The sequence below is a fragment of the Winslowiella iniecta genome, assembly GCF_001267535.1.
Taxonomy (GTDB): Bacteria; Pseudomonadota; Gammaproteobacteria; order Enterobacterales; family Enterobacteriaceae; genus Erwinia; species Erwinia iniecta.
Window position 1 is genome coordinate 14,814 of the sequence record NZ_JRXE01000037.1, and the last position, 26,226, is coordinate 41,039.

General features: G+C 48.1%; 24 protein-coding genes. 8 read left to right on the forward strand and 16 right to left on the reverse strand.

Features of this window, described 5'->3' with window-relative positions; all coding sequences use genetic code 11:
* Window positions 1–51: 51 nt before the first annotated feature.
* The 7 genes from proW to NG42_RS19945 form a co-directional block, all read right to left on the reverse strand.
* Complete coding sequence (gene proW / locus NG42_RS19915; RefSeq protein ID WP_052902502.1) at window positions 52–1,233, reverse strand: glycine betaine/L-proline ABC transporter permease ProW; 1,182 nt, start codon at window positions 1,231–1,233, stop codon at window positions 52–54.
* On the reverse strand, window positions 1,226–2,425 hold the full coding sequence (proV, locus tag NG42_RS19920; RefSeq protein WP_052902504.1) for a glycine betaine/L-proline ABC transporter ATP-binding protein ProV: 1,200 nt from the start codon (window positions 2,423–2,425) through the stop codon (window positions 1,226–1,228). Before proV ends, proW begins: the two co-directional genes overlap by 8 nt.
* A 396-nt stretch (window positions 2,426–2,821) precedes the next feature.
* Complete coding sequence (gene nrdF / locus NG42_RS19925) at window positions 2,822–3,784, reverse strand: class 1b ribonucleoside-diphosphate reductase subunit beta (protein WP_052902506.1); 963 nt, start codon at window positions 3,782–3,784, stop codon at window positions 2,822–2,824.
* Window positions 3,785–3,814: 30 nt separating this feature from the next.
* A complete protein-coding gene (gene nrdE / locus NG42_RS19930) occupies window positions 3,815–5,965 on the reverse strand; it encodes a class 1b ribonucleoside-diphosphate reductase subunit alpha (RefSeq protein WP_072133293.1) in 2,151 nt (716 codons plus the stop codon).
* Complete coding sequence (gene nrdI, locus NG42_RS19935; RefSeq protein ID WP_052902508.1) at window positions 5,938–6,348, reverse strand: class Ib ribonucleoside-diphosphate reductase assembly flavoprotein NrdI; 411 nt, start codon at window positions 6,346–6,348, stop codon at window positions 5,938–5,940. Before nrdI ends, nrdE begins: the two co-directional genes overlap by 28 nt.
* A gap of 4 nt (window positions 6,349–6,352) precedes the next feature.
* A complete protein-coding gene (nrdH, locus tag NG42_RS19940) occupies window positions 6,353–6,595 on the reverse strand; it encodes a glutaredoxin-like protein NrdH (RefSeq protein ID WP_052902509.1) in 243 nt (80 codons plus the stop codon).
* Window positions 6,596–6,884: 289 nt separating this feature from the next.
* The gene (locus NG42_RS19945) at window positions 6,885–7,199 is read right to left on the reverse strand and encodes a DUF883 family protein (protein ID WP_052902511.1); all 315 of its coding nucleotides are present in this window, start codon (window positions 7,197–7,199) and stop codon (window positions 6,885–6,887) included.
* A gap of 163 nt (window positions 7,200–7,362) precedes the next feature.
* On the opposite strand from NG42_RS19945, the gene NG42_RS19950 reads away from it, so the two are divergent.
* The 4 genes from NG42_RS19950 to NG42_RS19965 all read left to right on the forward strand — a co-directional run bounded on the left by NG42_RS19950 (window position 7,363) and on the right by NG42_RS19965 (window position 10,723).
* Window positions 7,363–7,698, forward strand: a complete 336-nt coding sequence (locus NG42_RS19950; RefSeq protein WP_052902513.1) for a DUF2002 family protein — start codon at window positions 7,363–7,365, stop codon at window positions 7,696–7,698.
* Between the two features lie 150 nt (window positions 7,699–7,848).
* Window positions 7,849–9,267 (forward strand): S-methylmethionine permease, encoded by a 1,419-nt coding sequence (gene mmuP / locus NG42_RS19955; protein ID WP_052902515.1) that lies wholly within the window; start codon window positions 7,849–7,851, stop codon window positions 9,265–9,267.
* Complete coding sequence (mmuM, locus tag NG42_RS19960) at window positions 9,257–10,189, forward strand: homocysteine S-methyltransferase (RefSeq protein ID WP_052902518.1); 933 nt, start codon at window positions 9,257–9,259, stop codon at window positions 10,187–10,189. The genes mmuP and mmuM overlap by 11 nt, the downstream gene beginning before the upstream one ends.
* Before the next feature lie 114 nt (window positions 10,190–10,303).
* A complete protein-coding gene (locus NG42_RS19965) occupies window positions 10,304–10,723 on the forward strand; it encodes a putative periplasmic lipoprotein (RefSeq protein WP_052902521.1) in 420 nt (139 codons plus the stop codon).
* A 92-nt stretch (window positions 10,724–10,815) separates the two neighbouring features.
* Here the strand turns inward: NG42_RS19965 and speG are convergent, their stop codons facing one another.
* The 8 genes from speG to NG42_RS20005 all read right to left on the reverse strand — a co-directional run bounded on the left by speG (window position 10,816) and on the right by NG42_RS20005 (window position 18,623).
* Window positions 10,816–11,373: a spermidine N1-acetyltransferase gene (speG, locus tag NG42_RS19970; protein ID WP_052902523.1), complete on the reverse strand. Its 558-nt coding sequence runs from the start codon at window positions 11,371–11,373 to the stop codon at window positions 10,816–10,818.
* Window positions 11,374–11,405: 32 nt separating this feature from the next.
* Window positions 11,406–12,401: an AEC family transporter gene (locus tag NG42_RS19975; protein WP_053115984.1), complete on the reverse strand. Its 996-nt coding sequence runs from the start codon at window positions 12,399–12,401 to the stop codon at window positions 11,406–11,408.
* A gap of 42 nt (window positions 12,402–12,443) precedes the next feature.
* Entirely contained in the window at window positions 12,444–13,673 is a 1,230-nt protein-coding gene (locus tag NG42_RS19980) for a beta/alpha barrel domain-containing protein (RefSeq protein WP_052902525.1), read from the reverse strand.
* Between the two features lie 170 nt (window positions 13,674–13,843).
* Window positions 13,844–14,530: a sugar phosphate nucleotidyltransferase gene (locus NG42_RS19985; protein ID WP_052902527.1), complete on the reverse strand. Its 687-nt coding sequence runs from the start codon at window positions 14,528–14,530 to the stop codon at window positions 13,844–13,846.
* 80 nt (window positions 14,531–14,610) lie between these two features.
* Complete coding sequence (locus NG42_RS19990) at window positions 14,611–15,594, reverse strand: aminotransferase class V-fold PLP-dependent enzyme (protein ID WP_053115983.1); 984 nt, start codon at window positions 15,592–15,594, stop codon at window positions 14,611–14,613.
* Between the two features lie 461 nt (window positions 15,595–16,055).
* Window positions 16,056–17,033 carry an iron-containing redox enzyme family protein gene (locus NG42_RS19995; RefSeq protein WP_241488387.1) on the reverse strand — a complete coding sequence of 326 codons (978 nt, stop codon included), beginning with the start codon at window positions 17,031–17,033 and terminating at the stop codon, window positions 16,056–16,058.
* A gap of 460 nt (window positions 17,034–17,493) precedes the next feature.
* Complete coding sequence (locus tag NG42_RS20000; RefSeq protein ID WP_052902529.1) at window positions 17,494–18,072, reverse strand: TetR/AcrR family transcriptional regulator; 579 nt, start codon at window positions 18,070–18,072, stop codon at window positions 17,494–17,496.
* Window positions 18,073–18,287: 215 nt separating this feature from the next.
* Window positions 18,288–18,623, reverse strand: coding sequence for an SMR family transporter (locus NG42_RS20005; RefSeq protein WP_052902530.1), 336 nt, complete (start codon window positions 18,621–18,623; stop codon window positions 18,288–18,290).
* Between the two features lie 431 nt (window positions 18,624–19,054).
* On the opposite strand from NG42_RS20005, the gene NG42_RS20010 reads away from it, so the two are divergent.
* Complete coding sequence (locus NG42_RS20010; protein WP_052902531.1) at window positions 19,055–20,491, forward strand: glycoside hydrolase family 1 protein; 1,437 nt, start codon at window positions 19,055–19,057, stop codon at window positions 20,489–20,491.
* Between the two features lie 63 nt (window positions 20,492–20,554).
* On the opposite strand, the gene ddlA is transcribed toward NG42_RS20010, so the two are convergent.
* On the reverse strand, window positions 20,555–21,655 hold the full coding sequence (ddlA, locus tag NG42_RS20015) for a D-alanine--D-alanine ligase (RefSeq protein ID WP_052902532.1): 1,101 nt from the start codon (window positions 21,653–21,655) through the stop codon (window positions 20,555–20,557).
* A gap of 733 nt (window positions 21,656–22,388) precedes the next feature.
* Between ddlA and NG42_RS20020 the strand changes: the two genes are divergently transcribed.
* From NG42_RS20020 to NG42_RS20030, 3 genes are all read left to right on the forward strand, one after another.
* Window positions 22,389–23,345, forward strand: a complete 957-nt coding sequence (locus tag NG42_RS20020) for an Abi family protein (protein WP_162231042.1) — start codon at window positions 22,389–22,391, stop codon at window positions 23,343–23,345.
* A 261-nt stretch (window positions 23,346–23,606) separates the two neighbouring features.
* Window positions 23,607–24,587, forward strand: a complete 981-nt coding sequence (locus NG42_RS20025; RefSeq protein WP_052902537.1) for a PDDEXK family nuclease — start codon at window positions 23,607–23,609, stop codon at window positions 24,585–24,587.
* 59 nt (window positions 24,588–24,646) lie between these two features.
* Window positions 24,647–25,945, forward strand: coding sequence for an FRG domain-containing protein (locus NG42_RS20030; protein WP_052902539.1), 1,299 nt, complete (start codon window positions 24,647–24,649; stop codon window positions 25,943–25,945).
* Window positions 25,946–26,226: the final 281 nt, after the last annotated feature.

Below are 26,226 nucleotides of genomic sequence, written 5' to 3' on the forward strand. Positions count from 1 at the left end.
GGTGTTATTGCGGGTCTTGCCGGCGGTGCGACTGGCACACCGCCGGAAAAATTATGACTTGATAAACGGACGGGTCAGCAAGCCAATCGGACCGCTGGCGTACCAGCGGCGGCTGCCACGGCTGCGGCTGTCACGGCCCAGCGACTGCGTCAGGCGATCGAGGATGATCGCCAGGATCACGATGCCGACGCCGCCGACGGTGGCGAGGCCCATATCCAGACGGCCAATACCGCGCAGTACCATTTGTCCCAGACCGCCAACGGCGATCATTGAGGCGATCACCACCATCGACAGGGCCAGCATCAGCGTCTGGTTAACCCCGGCCATAATGGTCGGCATCGCCAGCGGTAGCTGAACCTTAAACAGCATCTGGCGCGGGTTGGCACCAAAGGATTCGGCAGCTTCGATCAAATCAGCGGGTACCTGCTTAATCCCGAGAATCGTCAGGCGCACAATAGGCGGCAGGGCAAAGATAATCGTCACCACCACGCCTGGCACGTTACCGATACCAAATAGCATTACAATCGGTACCAGGTAGACAAACGCGGGTGTGGTTTGCATCGCATCCAGCAGTGGCCGAATGATTTTCGCCGCCCGCTCGCTGCGTGCCAGCCAGATCCCCAGCGGCAGCCCGATAACAATACAGAACAGCAAAGCGGTAAGAACCAGCGCCAGCGTCACCATTGCCTGCGACCAGGCGCCAATCGCACCAATCGCAATCAGTGAGACCAGCGTGGCGATCCCCATACCGAAGCTGGAAAGCTGCCAGGCAATCAGCGCAAAAACAATGATCGCCACCGGCGCGGGCATGCCCAGCAGCAACTGCTGGAAGGCGCTGAGGATATAATCCACCGGTACGCGAATACCCTGGAACACCGGGCGGAAATGCGTGACCACCCAGTCAATGCCTTCGGTGACCCAACTATCCAGCGGGATCAGGGTTTTGTGGAAGGGATCAAGAATATTGAAGTGTTCTGCCTGGGGCGCAGGTGCGCTGCTCAGCCAGTCGCTGCTGCTGTTGGCCGCATCGTGACCGCCGCCAGACGCGGGTGAACCCCAGGCATCACTGCCAGCGCTGCCGGATGTGGTATCCGCAGGCGCGGCACTGCTGCCGGTATCGGCAGACGTTGACCAGGGATCGCTGGCCGGAGCAGCACTGCTGCTGTCAGCTGCCGCAGTTGATTCAGTCTGCGCGGGTGCGGTTTCCCACGGATTCGCCGTTTGATTACTCATTGTTAGCCCCCTCGCGATCTAATGCCTGTAGTAACGTGCCTTTGGAAATAATACCGATGTACTGCTGGTCTTCGCCGACAATCGGCACGGCACAAGGTGCTTGCGCCACATGCGACAGCAGCTCATTCAGTGAGGTATCACCCGGCACGGCGACAGGGGAGGCGAGCAGGGCTGAATCCAGTCCTTCACCGGCGGCCAGCGCCGCTTTTAGTGAGTCGACAGAGACGATACCGACAAATTTCTGTCGCTCCAGCACATAACCGTATTCGCGATCGGCATCCTGCAACAATTTGATGGCAGAGCGTGGCCCGAGACCAGGCGCTTTACGAATCAGCGCGCCTGCGCTGCGACGGGCAATATCTTTGGCGCTGAATACATGACTGATATCGACGCCGCGGAAGAAGGTACGCACGTAGTCATTGGCGGGGTTATTAAGAATTTCGTCGGGCGTGCCGACCTGCACCACTTCGCCACCCTGCATAATCGCAATACGGTCGCCAATACGCATCGCTTCATCAAGGTCATGGGAGATAAACACGATAGTGCGCTGATGTTTTGATTGCAGCTTGACCAGCTCGTCCTGCATTTCAGTACGGATTAACGGATCAAGTGCCGAGAAAGCTTCGTCCATCAGCAAAATATCCGGATTAATCGCCAGCGCGCGGGCTAATCCGACACGTTGACGCATGCCGCCAGAAAGTTCATCAGGATAAGCGTGAGCATAATTATCCAGCCCGACCTGACGCAGTGCATCGAGTGCTTTTTCCTGACGCTCCTGCAACGGTACGCCGGCTAATTCCATGCCGAATGCGGCATTATTTAATACCGTCATATGTGGCATCAGAGCGAATGACTGAAATACCATGCTGATTTTATTTCGGCGTACCTGACGCAGGGCGCTGTCAGATATTTTCGCGATGTCGACACCATCAATTATGACCTGACCGCGAGTCGGTTCTATCAGACGATTGAGAAGGCGAACCATGGTGGATTTACCGGAGCCGGATAATCCCATGATGACAAATATCTCGCCTTCTTCAATGGCCAGACTGGCGTCTTTTACCCCGAGAGAGAGGCCGGTTTTCTCCAGCAGTGCCTCTTTGCTGATGCCTTTCTCGATGTGCTTAAACGCACGCTCGGGATTTTCCCCAAATACTTTATATAAATTCTTAACTTCTAATTTAATTGCCATGCAAAAATTAAGTTCCCGTTAGTTGATTAATTATCTTATATTTCTTTTTATATCCTGGTTAAATAAAAGCGGCATATACCCTAACACACTGAGAGTATCTGACAACCCTTCACGGGCGTGCGAAGAATTGATATGAGACAGTGATCTCTGTTAATGCCAGAGCGCATAAGGGATTGAGGGGGATCAAAAAAGTGAAAAACAACTTGATATTTACATAAGAATGTAATGAATCAGGGGGGAAATAGTGGTGTGAAAAGGTCACGATATTTTATCAAATCAGCAGAATATGAAGGGTTTATTATAAGTAAATAATCTGGCTTGCTGGCTGAAATTTGGGGAATTAACCGGAATTAATTTGAAATACGGGGCGCCTGAGCGGCACCCACGCGATAGCGGTCAGAAATTCCAGTCATCATCCTCGGTATCGACCGCTTTGCCCATCACATAGGACGAGCCGGAGCCGGAGAAGAAGTCATGGTTTTCATCGGCATTTGGCGACAGCGCTGAGAGGATTGCCGGGTTCACTTCGGCCATTTCCGCCGGGAATAGCGCCTCATAGCCAAGATTCATCAGCGCCTTATTGGCGTTGTAATGCAGGAAGGCTTTCACCTCTTCACTCCAGCCCACCTCGTCATACAGCGCTTCGGTATAGGCCAGTTCGTTTTCATACAGTGCCAGCAGCAAATCATAAGCAAACTGTTGCAGCTCTTCGCGCCGCGTATCGTCCACTTTCTCCAGCGCTTTCTGATACTTATAGCCAATGTAATAACCATGCACCGCTTCATCACGAATAATCAGGCGAATCAGATCGGCGGTATTGGTCAGCTTGCCGCGGCTGGACCAGTACATCGGCAAATAAAAGCCGGAATAGAACAGGAACGATTCCAGAAACACGCTGGCGATTTTCTTCTTCAGCGGATCGTCATTGTGATAGTGCTCAAGAATAATATCGGCCTTGCGCTGCAACGGCTGATTCTCTTCACTCCACTGATAGGCGGCATCGACATCGCTGGTGTGGCACAGCGTTGAGAAAATCGAGCTGTAGGAGCGTGCATGCACCGCTTCCATAAAGCTGATATTCGACATCACCGCTTCTTCGTGCGGCGTAAGCGCGTCGGCCATCAGTGCCGGTGCGCCCAGCACATTTTGGATGGTGTCGAGCAGTGTCAGGCCGGTAAACACCCGGATGGTCAGCTGCTGCTCCTGCGCATTCAGGCTGTTCCATGACGGCAGGTCATTGGATAACGGCACCTTCTCCGGCAACCAGAAGTTCGCGGTCAGACGGTTCCACACTTCCAGATCTTTATCATCCTGGATCTGGTTCCAGTTGATAGCTTGTATGCGTTTTAATGTGTTCATGTTTTCATCTTTAACGGTGAAAAGGGCGGCTTACAGCGAGCAGGAGACGCAGCCCTGCACTTCGGTTCCTTCCAGCGCCATCTGACGCAGACGGATGTAGTAAAGGGTTTTGATCCCTTTCTTCCAGGCGTAAATCTGCGCTTTATTAATATCGCGGGTGGTGGCGGTATCACGGAAAAACAGCGTTAACGACAACCCCTGGTCGACATGGCGCGTGGCCTCGGCATAGGTATTAATAATCGCTTCCGGCCCGATATCATAAGCATCCTGATACAGCGCCTGGTTATGATTATTCATAAACGGTGCCGGGTAGTAGACGCGGCCAGTTTTGCCCTCTTTGCGAATCTCAATCCGCGAAACGATCGGGTGAATGCTTGAGGTGGCGTGATTGATATAAGAGATCGAACCGGTCGGCGGAATCGCTTGCAGGTTCTGGTTATACAATCCGCTACTCATCACCGCCGCTTTCAGCGCACGCCACTCCTGTTGCGTTGGCAGAGTGATACCTGCGTCGGCGAACAGCGCGGCGATACGGGCGGTGCGCGGTTGCCAGCTCTGCCCGGTATACTGGTCAAAGTATTCGCCACTGGCATAACGTGAGTCGCTAAATCCGGCAAAGCTTTGCTGACGTTCGCGTGCCAGCAGGTTCGAGGTGCGCAGCGCGTGGTAAGTGACGCAATAAAAGTAGATATTGGTGAAATCCAGCGCTTCTTCCGAACCATACAGCATGCCTTCGCGCGCCAGATAGCCGTGCAGATTCATCTGGCCCAGACCGATGGCGTGCGACTGGGCATTACCCGCGGCGATTGACGGCACCGACGCAATATCACTCATTTCCGACACCGCCGTCAGGCCGCGAATGGCGACTTCCACCGTGCGGGCAAAATCTTCCGAGTCCATCGCATGCGCAATATTCAGCGAGCCGAGATTGCAGGAGATATCCTTGCCGATCTGACGATAGCTGAGATCGTCGTTATAGTCGGTCGGCGTATTGACCTGCAAAATCTCGGAGCAGAGATTGCTCATATTAATCCGCCCCTTGATCGGGTTGGCGCGATTCACCGTGTCTTCATACATGATGTAGGGATAGCCGGACTCAAACTGAATCTCCGCCAGCGTCTGGAAAAACTCGCGCGGATTAATAAAGGTCTTACGGATACGCTCGTCCGCCAGCATCTCGTCATATTTTTCACTGACGCTGATATCAGCAAACGGCAGGCCATACAGGCGCTCGACATCATAGGGCGAGAACAGCGCCATGGGCTGATTGGCTTTGGCCAGCTGGAAAGTGATATCCGGGATCACCACGCCAAGTGACAGCGTTTTAATACGAATTTTTTCATCAGCATTTTCGCGCTTGGTATCGAGAAAGCGCAGAATATCCGGATGGTGCGCATGCAGATAGACCGCGCCCGCGCCCTGGCGTGCACCTAACTGATTGGCATAGGAAAAAGCATCTTCCAGCATTTTCATCACCGGAATCACGCCGGATGACTGGTTTTCGATGCGTTTGATCGGTGCGCCGGCCTCGCGCAGATTCGACAGCAGAAATGCCACGCCGCCGCCGCGTTTTGATAATTGCAGCGCTGAATTCACCGAGCGGCCAATCGACTCCATATTGTCTTCGATGCGCAGCAAGAAGCAGGAGACCAGCTCACCGCGCTGCTGTTTGCCGCAGTTCAGGAAGGTGGGCGTGGCTGGCTGAAAACGCCCGCTGAGCATCTCTTCCATCAGCGCCGTTGCCAGCGACTCGTCACCGCGCGCCAGCGTCAGCGCCACCATGCAAACGCGATCTTCGAAATTCTCCAGATAGCGTTTGCCATCAAAGGTTTTTAGCGCGTAGCTGGTATAGAACTTATAAGCGCCGAGAAACGTGCGAAAGCGGAAGCGACGCTGGTACGCGCGGGCAAACAGCGCTTCGATAAACTCAAATGGCCAGGCGTTCAGCACTTCTGCTTCGTAGTAACCTTCTGCCACCAGATATTGCAGGCGTTCGGCCAGCGAGTCGAAGGCGACGCTGTTGGGAATCACATGTTGCAGGTAAAACTGGCGCGTCGCTTCGTGGTCCTTTTCAAACTGGATATTACCGTCGGCATCATAAAGATTAAGCATCGCGTTCAGCGCATGATAGTCGAGCGCAGTGGCGGCGGGTTTTATGACAGTGCTGTCTGTTGTTGCCAAAATTGGGTTACTCCCGATTTTACGTTAGCAATATCGTCGGCGGTTCCCAGCAGCTCGAAGCGGTAGAGGTAAGGAACCTGACATTTTTGCGCAATGATGTCGCCCGCCATGCAGAACGCGGTACCGAAGTTACGGTTCCCGGCGGCAATCACGCCGCGGATCAGGCGGCGATTGGCTTCATCATTAAGAAATTGAATCACCTGTTTGGGCACCGCACCGCGAGCGGTGCCACCCCCGTAGCTCGGCACCACCAGGATAAAGGGGCAATCAAGCTGTAAGCGCTGGCTGCCGTCCAGTGGAATCCGCCGCGCCGGTAAGCCCAAACGGCTGATAAAACGGTGCGTGTTTTCCGACTGGCTGGAAAAATAGACCAGTGGAAACATGATATTAGCCCTGTGCCATCGCCATCTGGCTCAGTGCGGAAATTTTGTCCGGGCGAAAACCGCTCCAGTGCTGGTCGGCGGCCATCACCACCGGAACCTGGCGGTATCCGAGCGATTTCAGGGTTTCCACCGCACCCGGTTCGCTATCGAGATTGACCAGCTGGTAGTGGATGCCTTTTTTATCCATGGCATTTTTTGTCGCGTTGCACTGGACACAGTTATCTTTAGTGTAAATAATAATGCGCATGATTCGTATTTACCTTGGTTATTAGAAACACGGTGTTATGCGAATCGTTTTTACTGTCGATTCGCGCCAGCCTTGCCACCATCTGTAGTGGTTATTTAATGGTGGTAATACTAGATGTAGTGTCTGGTGAAATCAACCTGACTATATATAGTGTTTTTGACTTTGCAGATGCGCAGGGCGGCTAAAGCCTGATGCCACGGGCTTTTTGCGACAAGAATATTTTTTGGGAATTTTTGACAAAAAAATCCCCGCCGCTGAGGCAGGGACAGTACAGGGGGGCAGAGGGGGGTTAGCGGCGGGAAGCCAGCAGGGCACCAATCACGATACCGACCGCAGTACCAATTCCCACGCCGTGCCATGGCTTATCATGGACATAGCTATCAACATGATCGCCAGCATCTTTCGCCGCCTGAGTCACACGATTACGGCCATTCAGTTTGGCGCGTGTCTCTTTTAACAGCGATTCAGCTTTACCGCGTGCGGAGTCAACCTCTTCCTTTGTTTTGCTGCCGTAAGATTTCAGCAGATCATCAAGCGTATCAGCCAGCAAAGAAACGTCCTGATTGATATCGGTATCATCATTTTTCGTCGTTCTGTTAAACATTTTTCGCTCCCTTCGCGTTAATAACTAATACTCAGTGTAGACCATCATTACTCTGCGCAGTGGTTTTGACCCGGGATTGCCACCTTTATGGATAATTCCGAATGCCCTGAGCGCGTGGCCTGATGTAAGGTTGCGGGGCTTTGAAAGACTAAGAGGATCGAGCATGTATTTACGACCTGATGAGGTGGCACGCGTACTGGAGAAAGCCGGATTCGAGATGGATGCGGTCACACCCAAAACTTACGGATATCGTCGCGGTGAAAACTATGTTTACGTCAATCGCGAAGCACGTATGGGTCGTACTGCATTGATTATTCATCCGACGCTGAAAGAGAAGAGCCAGAGCATTGCTGAACCGGCCTCGGAAATTAAAACCTGCGACCACTATGTGCAGTTTCCGATGTATCTGGTCGGCGATACGCATGACCACTACGGCATTCCCCACGGTTTCAGTTCGCGTGCGGCGCTGGAGCGCTATCTCGACTGCCTGTTTGATTAAGCGCTGTTCCCCATCGGACAGGCCTGTCTGCTGGGGAAGTGCTTACCCGCCTGCCGTAATGGCTTACATTTTGCAACGTTGCATTCTGGCGATGCGCCCTGTATAACATTTTTCCATATAGCAGTTTAGACGTCCATATGGTTAAACACGATGCAGTCAACTCAAGAAAATCTCCCCTCCGGCCAGTTTAAACGCACCATGAAAGCGCGCCATCTGGTGATGCTGTCACTGGGCGGCGTAATCGGCACCGGACTGTTTTTTAATACAGGCTATATCATTTCCACCACCGGCGCGGCGGGCACCCTGCTGGCGTATCTGATTGGCGCGCTGGTGGTGTATCTGGTAATGCTGTGCCTCGGCGAACTGTCGGTAGCCATGCCGGAGACCGGCGCTTTCCACGTCTATGCTGCCCGTTATCTCAGCCCGGCCACCGGCTATACCGTCGCCTGGCTCTACTGGCTGACGTGGACGGTGGCGCTGGGATCCAGCCTGACCGCCGCCGGTTTCTGTATGCAGTACTGGTTCCCGCAAACCCCGGTGTGGGTATGGTGCCTGCTGTTCTGCGTGATTATCTTTTTGCTGAATGTCGTGTCATCGCGCTTCTTTGCCGAAGGGGAATTCTGGTTCTCGATTATCAAAGTGGTGACGATTCTGGCGTTTATCATTCTCGGTGCTGGCGCGATGTTTGGCTTTATCCCGATGAAAGATGGCTCCAGTGCGCCGTTCCTGCACAATCTGACCGCTTCTGGCTGGCTGCCGCATGGCGGGCTGCCGATTCTGATGACCATGGTGGCAGTCAACTTTGCTTTTTCCGGCACTGAGCTTATCGGCATTGCCGCCGGTGAAACGGAAAATCCGCATAAAGTGGTGCCCATGGCGATCCGCACGACTGTGGCACGGCTGGTGATTTTCTTTATTGGTACCGTATTTGTGCTGGCGGCGCTGATCCCGATGGAGCAGGCTGGCATCGTTAAAAGCCCGTTTGTACTGGTATTTGAAAAAATTGGTATTCCGTATGCAGCCGATATTTTCAACTTTGTGATTCTGACGGCGATTCTGTCGGCGGCCAACTCGGGTCTGTATGCGTCGGGGCGGATGCTGTGGTCACTGTCGAATGAGCGCACGCTGCCGCGCTGTTTTTCGCGCATGACCAAACGCGGTATTCCGCTGGTGGCGATTTCGGTCAGTATGCTTGGCGGCCTGCTGGCGCTGTTCTCCAGCGTTATCGCGCCCGATACGGTGTTTGTTGCGCTGTCCGCGATTTCCGGTTTTGCCGTGGTGGCCGTCTGGCTGAGTATCTGCGCCTCGCACTACGCTTTCCGTCGCCATCATCTGCGTTCAGGATTGCCGCTGTCCGACCTGAAATATCGCGCGCCGTGGTTCCCGCTGACGCCGGTTGTCGGTTTCGTACTCTGTTTACTGGCCTGCATTGGGCTGGCATTCGACCCTGAACAACGCATTGCGTTATGGTGTGGCCTGCCATTCGTTGCCATCTGCTATGGCGCGTACTATTTTACTCAATTGCTGAAAAAGCGTGAACTTGCTAAGGAAGCCGAACATGTCGCTTAATAATCCCGTTGCTGAAATCCTGAAGCATCATGCCACTCTGGTGCTTGATGGTGCGCTGGCCACTGAGCTGGAAGCGCGCGGCTGCGATCTGGCCGACAGCCTGTGGTCGGCTAAAGTGCTGATGGAAAATCCTGAGCTGATTTATCAGGTTCACTACGATTATTTCAACGCCGGGGCGCAGTGTGCGATCACCGCCAGCTATCAGGCGACGCCGCAGGGCTTTGCCACGCGTGGGCTGGATGCCGCGCAGTCGCAGGCACTGATTCGCCGCAGCGTCGAACTGGCCGCACGGGCGCGTGCTGACTATCTGGCTCAGCATCCGCAACGTGAAAAATTACTGATTGCCGGTTCGGTCGGGCCCTATGGCGCTTACCTGGCCGACGGCTCCGAATATCGCGGTGATTATCAGTTGCCGCAGGCTGAAATGATGGATTTCCACCGCCCGCGCATTGCGACGCTGGTGGCGGCGGGCGTTGATCTGCTGGCTTGCGAAACGCTGCCGTCATTCACTGAAATTAAGGCGCTGGTGGCGCTGCTACAGGAATTCCCGTCAACCCCGGCGTGGTTCTCCTTCACCCTGCGTGACAGCGAGCATCTTAGCGACGGCACGCCGTTATCTGCTGTGGTGGCGTTGCTGGCCGCTTCGCCGCAAGTGGTGGCAATGGGTATCAACTGTATTGCGCTGGAGAGTGTCACTGCCGCGCTTCACACCCTGAACGCACTGACCGCCTTGCCGCTGGTGGTCTACCCCAACTCCGGTGAACATTATGATGCGAGCAGCAAAACCTGGAGCAACGACGCCGACGGCTGTTCGTTAAGCGATAAATTGCCGCAGTGGCAAGCCGCTGGCGCAAAACTGATTGGGGGCTGCTGCCGCACCACACCGGCGGATATCGCCGCCATCGTAAAATGCTGCTATTAAAGATAACCCACTGAAAATTTGCGTTATTACGCCTGGCTATACCGGGCGTGAGTAATGAAAAGCCAGCGCCTGGCGTTTAGACTAACGGCATAATTTATTGATTCAGGAAGCATGATGAAATCGATTCTGCTGGCACTGGTTTCGCTGGTGATGCTGAGCGGTTGCGCCACAATAGTCGGTGATGACGCGCAGGCAGTACATATTGATTCACGTCCACAGGGTGCCAGCTTTGTGGTGCAGGATGAAACCGGACGCGCGGTGGCGCAGGGCAGGACACCACAAACCGTGATGCTGGAGAAATCGGACGGCAGTTATTTCGGCAAAAAGCAGTTCCGGATCATGCTGGAAGCGCCAGGTTATGTGCCGCAAACGCTGGCGCTGAAACAGCATGTCAGCCTGTGGTACAGCCTCGGCAATATCCCGCTCGGTGGCTTTATTGGCTGGCTGCTGGTCGATCCTTTCCATGGCGGCATGTACTACATTGAGCCGCAAGCAGTGCAGCCGATCATGAATCCGGTCGGTGCACGCAGCTAGGGGGCTGATGGTGTAGTGTTGCATCTTTGTCATGGGCGGCGAGAACGCCGACCCTGCAAATATATGTTATTGCTGTGATTTTTCTGTGCGACTTACTGTGCGGTGGGCTTAACCATCGAGCCTTGGGTTTTGTATTTTGCCAGATACTGTTGCTGGAAAATGCACATGCGGATGGTGTTGCGGTATTCGCCATTAATAAAGAACTCGTGGATCAGTTCCCCTTCAATATCAAATCCCAGCTTGGTGTAGATATGGATCGCTTTTTCATTCTCTTTATCGACAATCAGATAGAGTTTATAGAGATTGAGCACCGAAAAACCATAATCCATCGCCAGTTTTGCCGCCTGACTGGCTAAGCCTTTTCCCTGATGTGACGGGTCGATAATAATCTGAAATTCTGCGCGTCGGTGGATATGGTTAATCTCGACCAGCTCAACCAGTCCAACTTTCACTCCGCTGTGTTCGACCACAAAACGGCGCTCGCTCTGGTCGTGAATGTGCTTGTCATAGAGGTCTGACAGCTCAACGAAAGCTTCATACGGCTCTTCAAACCAGTAGCGCATCACGCTGGCATTGTTATCCAGTTGATGAACGAAATGGAGATCTTCGCGCTCCAGCGGGCGTAGTTTAACCGCAGTATTGGTGACCATTCTGGCATCCTTGTTATGCTGATTTGCCCGGATTATAGCGCTAAACCCCCGACCAGAGGCAAATTGGCGGTGTCGCCCGCAAATAACTGCAGAATAAGCGGCAAAGTGAACAGCGCCATCAGCAGTGAGATAATAATCGCCAGTGAGACCACTTGCTGATTACTGCCATACTTACTGGCGAACACATAGACCCCGGCACCAATCGGCTGTGCAGCCATGACCACCGCGGCAATTAACCAGATATTGTCAGACCGCAGACCAAAGACTAGCATGGCGACCAGCAGGGTGATCGCTGGCTGTATCAGCAGTTTTAGCAGCACCATCGGTGCAACCAGCCTGAGAACGCCGGGATTAATCTGTTGCCACAGATGGCAGCGGGCCAGCCCTAAACCCAGAGCAAATAATGCCGTCGGACCCGCAGCATTGCCAAGAAAATGGCAAAAGCTGACCAGAAAGGCGGGTAGCGGCAGGTCAAAAATCACGAATATCATCCCGGCAATGACCGACAACGTCAGCGGGTTGGTCAGCGTCACGCGCAGCGCTTTGAACAGGCTTTGCCGGGCTGAAAGGCGGGTTCCATTCGCAGTAGCAGAACAGAGATCGTGACTAATAATTACCGCCATCATCGCCGGAATGTTATGCAGAATGGTGGCAATTGCCGCAGGCAGCGCGGCTGATTCGCCAAATACTGCCAGGAGAATCGGCACCCCCATATATCCAGTGGTACCATAACAGGCGCCCATACTGAGGATCGCGCTTTGCGGCAGATCAATCCGCTGGGCTTTTGCGATATAGCTGGCGATAATATAGACCACCACGATGCCCGAGAGAGTGGCGATAATAAAGCCGGGTTGATTGAGATCGCTGCTGTCTGCACGTGCAATAGCGAGAAACAGCAGGGCAGGCAGCGCCACATACAATACATAGTCGTTGATAAGTTTATCTGCCGCAGTGCTCTGCGCGTATTTACGACCAAACAGATAACCGATCATTATCACCATAAATATCGGGGCAACGATAATAAACATGCTATTCCCTCATTTTATACGCAGAAAGACGCAGTGTATGTTTTAACTCATTAGATCTTTGAGAATTTTTTTCAGGTCGTCACTGTACAGAATATCTGTCCTGTAAAACTTCTTAATGGATTCTTTAATTTTTTCGTATTCCTTTCTTTTTCTGGTAGCGGTGTTATTTAGCTCCACTTCAAGCTTGTGCTTAAATTTTTCAATAAGTAAGGTTTCTTGTTTATCGTCTGGCATGCATTCGTCGACTATTATTTTTCTGATAGTTTCATCATGTAAACCCACGTCATTAAGAAAATAAAGGTCATTTCCCGTCACGCCCAGATAGGAAGGAATATTAGCGACCCCCATATTCTGTTGTTCAACCATATAACCACTGACAGGCCGATAAAGGTCAGGCACGGAAAGAAAAGTACTTTCTGTTAAACATGCGGCAGTCAGCACTTTCTTACTGTCAAAGTACTTTCCTTTAATGGTAATTTTCTTTTCTTTGAAAATATAATCCAGGATTTCAATTGCGGGCAAACCTGAGCGATTTCCAGTCCCTGCAAATCCCCCTTCAATCAGATTAAATCCATTGTAAATTGATGTCAGCGCGTTCTGAATCCCCAAGCCACGATCATTATGCGCGTGCAAACAGAAGTTTAATGCGGGATAGTCGTAACGGAGATTAGCTGCAAGGATGGTGACCATCTCCGGATAAAGTGTGCCAAGTGAATCATTTATGCGAACGATATCTATGCCGGCCGCAACGGCACGATTAATTTCTTCGGTGATTCTGTGATAAGTTGTCTCATCAACACCTGAGTTGAAATTATTGAGCAAACTTACACGAAAGCTATCAAATCCCCATGCACGCAAAGTCTCAGCCGTTTTTTCGAAGATATTTTTATTGGCCAGGTAGGAAATCATGCCGAAACTTATTGTGATATGTTTTTTCAGATGCCTCGGAAATTTTTTGAACTGTGGCAGAATAGGTTGATGACAATTTAGCAGCATAATAAATGAAAATCGCAGGTCAGGTGCCAGACGATTTTGCTGTTCCAGTTGATTAAGTATGCGGAATAAGTCCTCAGGATCTTGAGGTCCGGAGCCATAAACAATATCCTTTATGCCCGTATCCATAATAGCATTTACCAAAGCGGACTTTTCTTCCGCTGGCACTGAGAATGGGCATCTTTCCGCACCTTCTCTTAGTGTTTCATCTAAAAAACAATCTATTGAAAAGTGATCAAATCTGGGAGTATGTGATCGGGGTATTGTTAATAAAGGCATGGCGACTTTCCTCTTATCCAGTGGGTTTTGCGCGTCAACAGTCAGCGCCAACCCTATTCACGGTTAGCTAAATATTTGCAGCGTTTGTGGCCTGAATCGCTTAATGCTTGACTCAGACCGGATTAATTTTATCTTCAGCAGGCTATTATTTTCATCGGCAGAGCAGGCGTTTAAGAATTAACAATTTCCTCTGCCAACAGGCTGGCGCGCCGTAGCTCCTCCAGGTTATCAATTCTGATCCACGGCCGACCTGCCGTATCAATATAAGTGGTGGAAAACAACATAAAAGCACGCTGTAAAATCTTATACAGTTGAATTTCTCCTTCGTAAGGCTGAATCGCCAGCTGCTCAACGACAAACTGGCGCGCGGCAGCACCCAGCTTCACCAGCGCAATAAATCCACCACAGATACCGTTTTGCTGCGGCGTAAGCTGCCAGGCGTTTGCACCAATCCCCTGGCAGGCTGAGTCCATAGCAACGCAAATCTCGTCCGGATGGTTGTTAACCTCTTTTAACAGCGAGGAGGGTATCAGCAGGTCGCCTTCGTAATAGATTACCGGCCCGTCGTCCTGATGCAGCGCCAGCCAGGCACTCCAGTCAAGATTAAATGAGTGATAGAGAGGATTGTTTAACAGCGAAAAGTGGCTGTTTTGTAGTGATTCGAACAGCACTCTGGAAAGCTCGACTGCACCATGGCCGAGAACAAAGGTTTTATGGCCTATGCCTGCCCGCTCAAAAGTGCTGAGCTGGTAATCAATAATTCTGCGCTTATCCAGCTGTAAACAGGCTTTATGGTGTAACGTCGTTAACGGCATCAGGCGGCGTCCGGTTCCTGCCATCAGACATGCAAGGCGCATAATTGATCTCCTTTTCAGCGGCGTGGATACAGCAGCCACGCCCGTTTATAAACCTTGGGAGAGATTAACCCGAGGGTAACTCACTGAGGGTGGACTCGCTGCACTCGGGCCAGGTCGCGAAAGGCGGCCACCAGACTGTCGATATCGGTAAGACTGAATTCACCCATCACACTAATCCGGAATGACCTCGGTTCTTCACCGGGTGTGACACGCAATGCCAGCTGGCGCTGGCGTATGCACTCGTTTAGCTGACCGATATCAAATTGCTGCCCACCGCGTGCGGCCAGCGTAACTAACAATGGCGCACAGTATTGCGGCTCAATGCATGGCCTGAACCCCAACGCAGCCATTCCTTTCAACAGATGAATCATGCGCTGGCAATACAACTGATAGCGCGCTTCCCGGCCGCCTTGCTGCAGGTAGCGCTCTATCGCCTGATGCAACCCCTCCATCATCGACAGGCAGGGCGAGATACGCCACTGTCCCTGTTGCTCCAGTGCGCGATGTTGCGCTTTAAGGTCGAGGCTATAGGTGCGTGGTGGCGTCCGCTGTGCCAGTTCGCTTTTGCATACCAACACAAAGGCGATACCCGGCGGTGCATGCAGGCATTTATTGGAAGAGAGTGCGACAGCGGCCAGGGATGGAGCCGTGTAATTGAGGGGAAGTGCGCCAAACGTATACACTGCATCGACCATCAGGCGACAGCCATGCACCCCTGCCAGTTGCGCCAGGCCGTCAATATCGTTCTTCACCCCGTGCAGCTTCTCAAAATGCGCTGCAGCGATGTGGGTAATCGAGCGATCCTGTTCCAGTGCCAGGGCTACCTGATTCAGTTCAATGCCGCGCCGGGGATCAAAATGCAATACCGAATGGCGGATATGATAGATATGGCAAATCTCTGCCATACGGTAGCCGTAACTACCATTCTCAACGATTAACAGATGGTCGGTGGCGGTCAGCAGTGAGCAAAGCATCGCTTCTACGGCAAAGCTATCGCTACCCTGCAGTGGAATTGCACTCCAGTGTCTGTTGCAGCCGGCGATCTGCAATAAGGCTTTGCGCAATGAGGTACTTAAGCTTCTGAGGTAATTTAGATTTTTACACGTCATCGGAATAGGTGACGCGGAATTTATCTGTGGACTGTGTTGCTCCGGATAATTATCCCTGTTATTCGGAACCACGGTAAGATTGCTCTGTTGGGAACATCCCTGAATATTCATGAGTCCATTCTCAGTTGTCGTGTTGCAGGCGAAAGTGGGCCTGATCCGCAGGCCCGGGATTATAAGTCGTCAGCACAGGCTAAACGACAGATAGAGCCAGGTATAAAAGGAATCGTCGCTTGCATTAAAGCCATGGCATACTTGTGTCACGGTCTTTTTATGCATCAAAAAGCCCCGGCATTCACCCTGAGGGAGTGCCGGAACTGCATATTTCGCCTGGTATTCAGAATAAAACCTGTTAGTGCATTCCGGGAATGAATTAGTCATTATCGACGTTGCTGCGTGTAAAATGTTTTTATCGCCAGCTAATTTATTTTTTTTACTTCTTCAAGTAAGTAATCGTAGTATTTATCGACAGTATTAAGTCGCAGATTGGCACCAATCCAGATTTCTGTCATCGCTGCCGGTGTTTGATAAACGACAGGGGTGATAACGTTTTGTAACCAGCCATTGGCGTGAATAACATCCACATCAATATGTTCAGTATAGTAGTGAAGCTGCTGATCGCTCAGTCCCAGCCTTTTACTGCCATAAACCAGTTTCTGATACTGGCTGGGATCGAGCAGTTCGGTAATCGCCAGTGCACCAATCAGTTTGAAGTAGTGCTCCCGGTTTATGCCGCCAAGTAAAAATAGGTTATAACCGGTCAGCCCTTGCCAGCCTAACAAATGGACGTAATTATCGTCCGGCAGAGGAATCAGGTTTTCTGCCAGCAAGGATTTATACAGATTCACATGAGTGAAGTAATCGCTTCCCATACCCGACTCATCCCACATATTCCGGCTCAGTTCACCGCGGGTATCCGGACGTGCTCCGACCAGCGCCATGGCTATCAGGTCGAAAAATAACAGATTGAGCGCACTGTCAGATTTGAAGAAATAACTGAGTTGTGCTCTTGATGCCTGATGTTGTAGAAATTCATAGATCGGATGCTCAGACGCGCGATGATTAATCCATAACTGTTGTAAATGCTGGGAAAAAGAAGCGGGTGAAACAGTTAAGGGCAGCCCAGGCATGCAACAATTTTGCATTTCGTACGCCAGCCAGGTTTTTTCAATCATTCTTCGTAACGTAACCATCACCGCGTTATGTTGGTTTTTACTTTCCGGTGCCAGTGGGTCGACGAGTGTGGTCTGATAAAGCCAGAATAAAGTTTTTTGTATTGTTTTACGGCTGTTATCAGTGCTGCTGTCGCCATAGGCTGATGTCAGTTCAGTTTCTACCGCTTCGGTCAACTGGGCAACCAGTGACGGATAATGACTAAAAATAGAATCAAGATGCATGGTACCCAGAAGAGTGCATATATATTCATCTAAAGCCGCAGGTAAAAATCTCCCCGAGAGAGATGAGGCGTTATGGCTGACTGAACTTTCCATAGAGTTAATCCCTGAAGCTCCTTTATAAAAAAGAAATTAAAGTAAACAGATCTGTTTTTCAATGAAAATATTAAATAATTGTTTATATTTAATCTATCCTGTTGATTTTGTTTGAAGCGTTTTTTTATAAATTCAGATAAACCCTATATTGGATTGCGCTAATTATTGATAATAATACCGTACGGTCTGTATGGATATGAAGTTAAAATACGTATTATTATAAATTTTATTATTAGTGTGTTATTTTTTAATATGTAATTAATTTATTAATCATTTATATTGGTTTTTGTTAAAGCCAGTCGACAGCAGAGTAGCGGCTGTCAGAGGATAATGGTTTCACCCTCTCTGACGGATTTTAATGTCGCTGTTATTGAATAATAATCCCTTCAGATTCAAGAATGGTTTTGGCGGTTGACCATGCCACCAACGCGGGCGAGTATTCATTTTGATCGCGCCATGTCAGCTCTGCTGTAATCGATCCATCAATCAAAATAATAAAAATATAGGCAATGCGATGTGCTCTTTCGCCTTTAACTAACGGTGATAAAATTGTCATTAATATTTGCATTAAATGCCGCTTTATCTCTTGATTAATTTCCGCTACGGCTGTCGATTTACGACCAAACTCTGAAAGTGAGTGGGTAAACATACAACCGTAAAAATCTTCATGTTTAAACCAATTATGATAAAAGTAAAAGAAAGAAAAGAGCTGATCTTTTGTAGTCTTATGGTGTTGAATCACTAATGAAAGGTTTTGCAGAAAGTCTTCTTTGCGCTTGCACAACACTTCATTAATCAGACGCTCTTTCGAAGGAAAATGACGGTAAAGTGTCAGTTTAGAAACCCCGGCTTCCGCCGCGATTTTATCCACGCCAACCGACTGATACCCCTCCTTATTGAAAAGAGTGGTCGCGACATCCATGATAATCTCTTTTTTTAATGACATGATAAGCACTTTACTTGTTATTGATTTCTGAAAAACGGTAGTCTGGACAGCATTTATATTAAATTGGAGAGTGAAGCATTGAGCTTGTTTCTTCCATGTTTAATATAAATGACGAGCCGCTATTTGTTTAATTGTTGTAGAAATGAAACGCCAGAACACTCATTATTTTAAAGTAACTTAAAGCAAAAGCAGGTCTGAGTGTTTCAAAACCCGCCCTAATGCGGAACCGTTTTAGAAAACACGTTTACGATGATGACCCCAACAATAATAAATGCCAGTCCGATAATTGCTGCCAGATCCAGCTTCTGACCATTAAGCACCCATGCTGCCAGAGAAATCAATACAATACCGACCCCAGACCAGATTGCGTAGGCAATGCCGGTAGGGATATGTTGCAGGGTTAAAGACAGACAGTAGAATGCCACACCGTAACAGGCCAGCGTTGCCACGGTGTATCCGGGTTTAGTGAAGCCCTCAGCGAATTTCATCAGTGTGGTACCAATGACTTCAAATATGATGGCAATAAACAGCGGTAAATAGATAGTGTTCATGTATAAACCTGAAATAATGGAGGAGTTTTCTTGCCGACTCATCAGGCAGCTCAACCATGCCTGGTCGACGTTATTCAGTAAGCGGCAGTGAATCAGTGAACAGCTTAACCTTACTTTATGGCAAATAACTATTAAAACTTAAGTTATAAGATGAAAAATGAGGAAATTTAATTTTGTTAATAATATTAAATGAAATTATTAATATAAAAACTAATATAATAATACTTAATGAAAAGTGATATCTTCGCCATGAAAATGGCGATGCTAATTTGACTTACTATCTGATGTAAATCAGTAATATGTCTGTTCTGTCGCGCCATCCCTGTTCCGCGGTGTCATTTTCGCATACACTCGAAAAAAGCCTGATCGCTCAGTAGCATGGCGCTGCGGGTGACAATAATCTTTGATTGTTAACAGCAGGAGTGTGGTTAATGAATGGTAAGTTTCCTCAAAATTTTTTATGGGGTGGTGCAACCGCCGCAAACCAGGTTGAAGGGGCGTGGGACGAAGAGGGGAAGGGGCCATCCATTGTCGATGCGATACCAGGCGGCAAACAACGGTTAACTATCGTCTCCTCGCCAGAGTTCGACTTTTCACTTGACCCGCAACGGTTCACTTACCCCAATCACAAAGGCATTGATCACTATCACCGTTTTAAACAGGATATTGCGCTGTTTGCGGAGATGGGTTTTAAGTGTTATCGCTTCTCGATCGCCTGGACGCGTATTTACCCGAATGGCGTGGAAGAGACGCCGAATGAAGCCGGTCTGGCGCATTATCAGCAGGTGATTGATGAGTGCCTCGCTTATGGCATCGAACCGGTGATCACCCTTTCGCACTATGAGATGCCGCTAAAGCTGGCAACGGAGTATGGCGGCTGGAAGAACCGTGCGCTGGTAGCATTTTTTGAGCGCTTTGCCCGCACGGTGCTTGAACGCTTTGGTGATAAGGTCAAATACTGGATGACCTTCAACGAAATCAACAGCGCGGCCCACTTCCCGATCATGAGTCAGGGGTTGATTGTTAACAGCGGGGCGCTTGAGCCGCAGGCGAAATTCCAGGCCTGGCATAATCAATTTGTTGCCAGCAGTACCGCAGTGAAAATCGCCCGCGAGGTGAATCCGCAAATCCAGATGGGTTGCATGATCCTCTATGCCACGACTTATGCCTGGGATTGTCATCCAATTAATCAGCTAACGGCATTGCAGTCCCAGCAGGCATTTAATCTTTATTGTACCGACGTGCAGGCCGGCGGCAAATATCCTTACTACGCCAAAAGCCTGTGGAAAAAACTCGGGGTGGAACTGTCGATCGAGCCGGGCGATCTGGCGCTGATTGCCGACTACACCGTCGACTATATTGGCTTCAGCTACTATATGTCGACCACCCTTAATGAAACCAATCCGGATGTGGATAGCGCGCAAGGTAACCTGTTGGGTGGCGTGCGTAACCCGTTCCTCGAAGCCAGTGAGTGGGGCTGGGAAATTGATCCGGTTGGTCTGCGTATCGCGCTTAATCAACTCTATGACCGCTACCAGAAGCCGCTGTTTATTGTTGAAAACGGACTCGGTGCCATCGATAAGCCGGATGAAAATAATTACATCGCTGATGATTATCGTATTAACTACCTGCGCAAACATATCGAAGCGATGGCTGAGGCGATTGACGACGGCGTTGAGCTGATGGGGTATACGCCGTGGGGATGTATTGACCTGGTCAGTATGTCGACCGGTGAGATGTCTAAGCGTTATGGTTTTATTTATGTCGATCTGGATGACAATATTGCCGGCAGCGGTAATCGCTACAAGAAGAAGTCATTTAGCTGGTATCAGCAGGTGATTGCGTCAAATGGGGCTGATTTGAGTTAACCGCCTGCATCGACTTTTCTGTAACCCGCGATGCTGAATCACGGGTTACAGGATTGGGCAGTTTCAGGAAGTAATCGAGCTTTTAAGCGCTGATTCCTGCTGATGACGTTCCAGCGCCAGTTCAATCAGGCGGGTAATCAGCGCTGAATAACTGCGTCCGCTGGCTTGCCATAGTTTCGGATACATACTGATATTGGTGAAGCCAGGCAGCGTATTGACCTCGTTGACAATAATTTGATTATCGTCAGTCAAAAATACATCTACCCGCGCCATCCCGCTGCACTCCAGCGCGAGGAACGCACGTATGGCCAACTGGCGAATCGCATCGCCAGCCTGCGGCGAAATATCAGCAGGCACCACTACGCGTGCACCATTTTCATCAATATATTTAGTCTGATAAGAGTAGAAGTCGTCACTTAACACCACTTCACCACACAGGCTGGCTTCAGGATTTTCGTTACCCAGCACTGCACACTCTATCTCACGCCCGTTAATCGCTTTTTCAATCAGCACTTTGCGATCAAAACTAAAGGCCAGATCCAACGCCTGTTCAAATTGCTCAGCATCATAAACTTTGCTTACGCCGACCGAAGATCCCTGATTGGCCGGTTTAATAAACATGGGTATGCCGAGCTGCGTTTTGATGTCATCAAAATCGGCATGCTGGCGTCGGGAACAGGTCAGGGTGACAGAAGGTGCGACGGTGATACCGGCATCACGCAGCAGGCGCTTGGTAAAGTCCTTATCCATACAGACCGCAGAACCCAGTACGCCAGAACCGACAAAAGGCAGATTAGCCATACGCAACATGCCCTGCAGCGAGCCATCTTCGCCGAGAGTACCGTGCACAATGGGAAAAATCACATCCAGCTGGGCAAGCTGACCCGCGCTGGAGGATTCGATGAACTGATGGTGAGTTTGTCCGGGGATGAGCGCGACATTTTTTCCCGACTGGTTAAGGGCAATCAGCGAGGGGTTTTCTGCGTTCAGCAGAAAGTCGGAAGCTTCATTCAGATGCCACTGCCCCTGTTTATCAATACCCAAAAGCGAAATGTCAAAGCGGGATTGATCAATGGCATCAATGATATTTTTTGCTGACTGTAAAGAGACTTCATGCTCCGCTGACTTACCGCCAAACACAATGCCAACCCGAAGTTTTGTCATTTTTTACCGCACCTTAACGTGAATTAACCCACGACATAATAGGGAGTTAACGGCAGGGGAGCACGTGAAATTTTTGGGCGGGGAAGTGAGAGTGTGTTGATCATCTGGTATCTGATATTGGAACTTTTAAGGCACAAAAAAGCCCGCAGGGCTTTCAGGGCTGGCGGAATCTGAATATGTTTCGCAAGCACATGTATTTAAGTGTTTTTATCTAATTCAACTTTGTTCTGTGTACCTAAACGTGTACCAATTATTGGATCTCATACCCCGGAACGGTTTCGCTAAGATAATCAACGGTCAACCTAAAAATCAAATAAAATGATTTCAGGTAAAAGTGTTCACACTATTCACTTCGGGGTTTTATATAATAACTTCAATTAGTTAAGTGGTGAATAGGTTGAGGCAAGTTGTACACTAGTGTGCACTCAGGATGAACACCTTAGCTTAGATAAGAAAAAAGCGACCGAAGCCGCTATGCATCATGTTGAAATTATTAGGCGCTGATGCTGTAAATAGGTCTGCTTTCTACTAGGGGCGGATCTTCAACCGATACAACGATTTCTGGTGAAGATGCTGGCTATAAAAACAACAAAAGCGCCAAAAGGCGCTTTTGTTGTTGGGCAAACACATTACTAAATTCATGTATCTGACCGCATTCAGCATATGTATTATGTAATTACAGGGAATGACATACGCGTTCATTACGATAAACTCTACCAGTAGAGAGGGGACTTTGCAACCACACAACAACATCGCGATTGAAGCCTACATATCTAAGGCTCGACTTAAATCATACATTGCTCTAACAGACAATGGCACTCTTGGAGAGTGCATCGGAGCCTATGTCTGGAACAAACGCGTAGGCGCTGCACTTTTCCCTCTCTTGCAATGCCTTGAGGTAACCTTAAGAAACGGCATTCATAATGGGGCTTCAGCCCACTTTAACAACTCTGCTTGGTTTGAGCCTTTAACAAAGCTGGCTGGACATGATTATTTTAACTCCTTCATGACCCAATATCCCCATTTGTCGAACGATTTCTATCGAAAAAGCGTAAGCACTGGAAGTCGTAAGAGCAAAAAGATATGGACATCACGGCATGAAAGCATGCTGAAACAAGCAAAAGAAAAGCTGATCAGTGGCCATAAGCCTCAGCATGCAGATGCAATTGTTGCAGAATTGATGTTTGGCTTTTGGGTTGGCATGTTTGAGAAAAACTATCATGATCTCAATACATCTGATCGATTATGGCCAAATTTAGAACCGATGGTTTTTCCAAATTTATTACCTTCAGAGCGCAGACATGGAAGTGTTCATAAGAAATTGTTACCTATTAAAGAGTTGAGAAATAGAGTTGCACACCATGAACCTATCTGGAAGCACGTTTCTGTAGGAAATAGTGTCGCCGCAATCAAAATGCTTACAGCAATAATCGATGATATAGTCTTCTTAATTAATGGAATTAGCCGCGAACGCGCAGAAATGTTGCATGAATCTGGTATAGAAGGCATGGCCCGAGCAATTTGCCGTAAAGAATCGCTTGATTTTTACCTAACTGGACGGATTTCTAAGGAGATATCGTTAAGACGTTTGAAAAGGGATTTACTTCGCCATATTGAGGGAAAAAGCCTTTTCCCATTTACGTTCAGTAATGCAGGTAAAGAAACGGTCATTATTAACTTCAATATTTAAACTGATATCATGGATTGTCGGACTTAATGATAGATATGTTATTTTAGCATTAAGCTTTGTAAGTTTTCCGCATAGTCGTATTATTTTCATTTGGGCAACGTACGGCAATCCAAGTTAATTTTTCGCTCTTAGTGGCTCTTATGCTTTGCTTAAGCAGTTGAGTGGCAAAACTGAGTATAGACAAAATTTTAGATAATGATAAAAAACATTTTCAACTGAAAAAGATTCACTACTTTAAGAGTAATTAGGAGATAAAAGTATATGAAATTTAGACCTAGAAACCTTAGAGCTATTGCGGAATGTATAATTGGAGATAATCAGGTTTTTACCTATAGATCCAGTTCATTCATAACTGAGTTTTTTCAAGAGTGCGATTTGGATTTCGTTCATGATGGCTCAACTCGATGGATATGGACGGTAGAAAGATTAGAAGAACTACTTCAAGAGCCACAACCAAAGGCTTATGCATTACCTGAAAGTTTTGTTCAGGTTCTTAGAGTATTGATGTTAAAAGAAGATGCTAGCGACGAAGATCCAGAAAGGAAGGATGCATTAAACGAATTAAATAAGCCCTTAATTCGTGAAGGATACGAAGCGTTTTTTGATGACGACAATTTATTATATATTCGTCATATTGGAACTAAAATAGTTTCAATGACGAATAATCCACATCGACCCTTTACTCCTCAGGAATTAAAACGGAGATCCTTACTAATACAGTATCTTGATACCTGTTCTGAAGATGAATTAATTGAGGAAATACTCCTCCCCTTATTCCGGCAACTTGGTTTTCATCGTGTGTCAGCTTCAGGTCATAAGGATAAAGCGTTAGAATATGGTAAGGATATTTGGATGCGATATACACTTCCAACTCAGCACGTTCTTTATTTTGGCATCCAAGCAAAGAAAGGAAAACTTGATGCATCCGGAGTCAGTAAGGCTTCTAACGTTAATGTATCCGAGATTCATAACCAAGTTTTAATGATGCTTGGTCATGAGATATTTGACCCAGAATCTAGTAGAAAAGTGCTTGTTGATCATGCCTTTATAGTTGCAGGTGGCGAGATAACTAAACAAGCAAGGAATTGGCTTGGAGGAAAACTTGATGCTAGTAAAAGAAGTCAAATAATGTTTATGGATAGAGACGATATCCTAAACCTATACACTGTAAGCAGTATTCCTTTGCCTAAGGAAATATTTCATCATGAAGGTTCGATAAACAGCGATGAAGTCCCGTTCTAGATTTTTAGCTACATTCTTATCATCTTGAAAGTTGAATGTATATTCTATGGAGGAGCAAGTTGGAACACTTTAAAGTTAAATCCCTTAGTGAATTAGAAAGTTTAATCACTAGGTTTGATGGTGATTTTTTGTTTAGAGGGCAACTTAATCATTATGGTGAAATAAATAAGCCTTCTGTAGTTGCCTCATTTGATCGGCACGTTTGCGTTCCATCCGAAACAATAAAATGGATGCGTTATGCAAGTAAAGTTCTTGAAGGAATAGTTGGCGAGCACGTAAATGACAATAATTATGTTCAAGCACTTTTACAGCATTACGGTTGGCGATCTTTTTATGTTGATTGCAGTTCAAGTCCAGCAGTCAGTGCATGGTTTGCTAGTCATAAATACACTGAAAGCCCCGGCATCGATATGTGTGAAGATTGTTTCGAAAACTTTCTTTTGGAGCGGAAAAAATTTGCTCAATACGAATATGAGGCAGGAGATGGACATTTTTATGTAATTGATAAATCTACTGCTAAAAAGGTTGGTCTTGTAAATTTAGCTTCATTGACAATTAATGGGTATTTACCCCGCACTGAAGTGCAAAAGGCATGGTTGCTAGGTCCTACTTTGGGAAAACCGATCCCAAGTGAATGCTTTGTTGCTCACATTACAGCAGAAAGGTCGTTATTTCGTGAATATGCTGCTAAAAAAGGTTTTAAAGATACGGATTCTATATTCCCTCCATCCAATAAAGATCCAATGCTTAAAGCTCTTTTGGAGCTGCCTTGGAGAGAAATAGAAGAAATACGTGATCCCAATTTCCCGGTTCCTGTATTTAAACGAGCATTAGATTTGCCTGAGTATCAAACAAGTTTCGAAAAAATTGCATCCCCATCAACAGCTTTTTATCGTGGAGGGCAAGTCAGTGAGTTATTTGATTTTATTGAAACTAGCGGAGGTAAAATTTCTGGTGGCACATTTATTAATGTGCCTAATATTGTAATTTTCGGTTCTGCTAATTTGATCGCACCATTGCGGCTTCCTAAAATTGAAAAAATACTAGAGAATAAAAAATATTTAGCTTTAGAAGTTGATGAGCTTATTAAACATCCTGGTAGGGGATATGAGACTGTCTATCAAAAGGGTGTGGGCATTATAAATCATGCGCATAACCTGATTGAAATTTGTGAATTAGTCGTTATGCATCCCGGCATAGAAATGACCAAGGCAGGTTTTAGTCCCGGTTGGTTTTATCTAAGGAGAGATGATGGTTTATGGGAACGCCATGCGCATGTGAATGATTGTGGCTGTAGGGATGAAAATATTCATAAAAGACATGTTTCTGCTCTAATAATAGCTGAAGATATTATTTAAGAGCCGTAATTATCATTGTCATGAATTGCAAATAATTCCTGAGTAGATTAACTGCATGGCCTTTAAATAATAGGTTGATCTTTTTATAAATGTGAAACTTGAAAATAGCCTCTATTAAATATGAAAATAGCTTACATCCGCTGTTCGCTCTTAGTGGACATTGATAAGTTCATCAAATGTAAAAACCGGCCTAAGCCCTGAGGGATCCCCACTAAATCAGCGCTAATAAACCAACACCATATTACGGTAGGTTTTGGCGAGGTGGCTGAGGACAGCGTCTA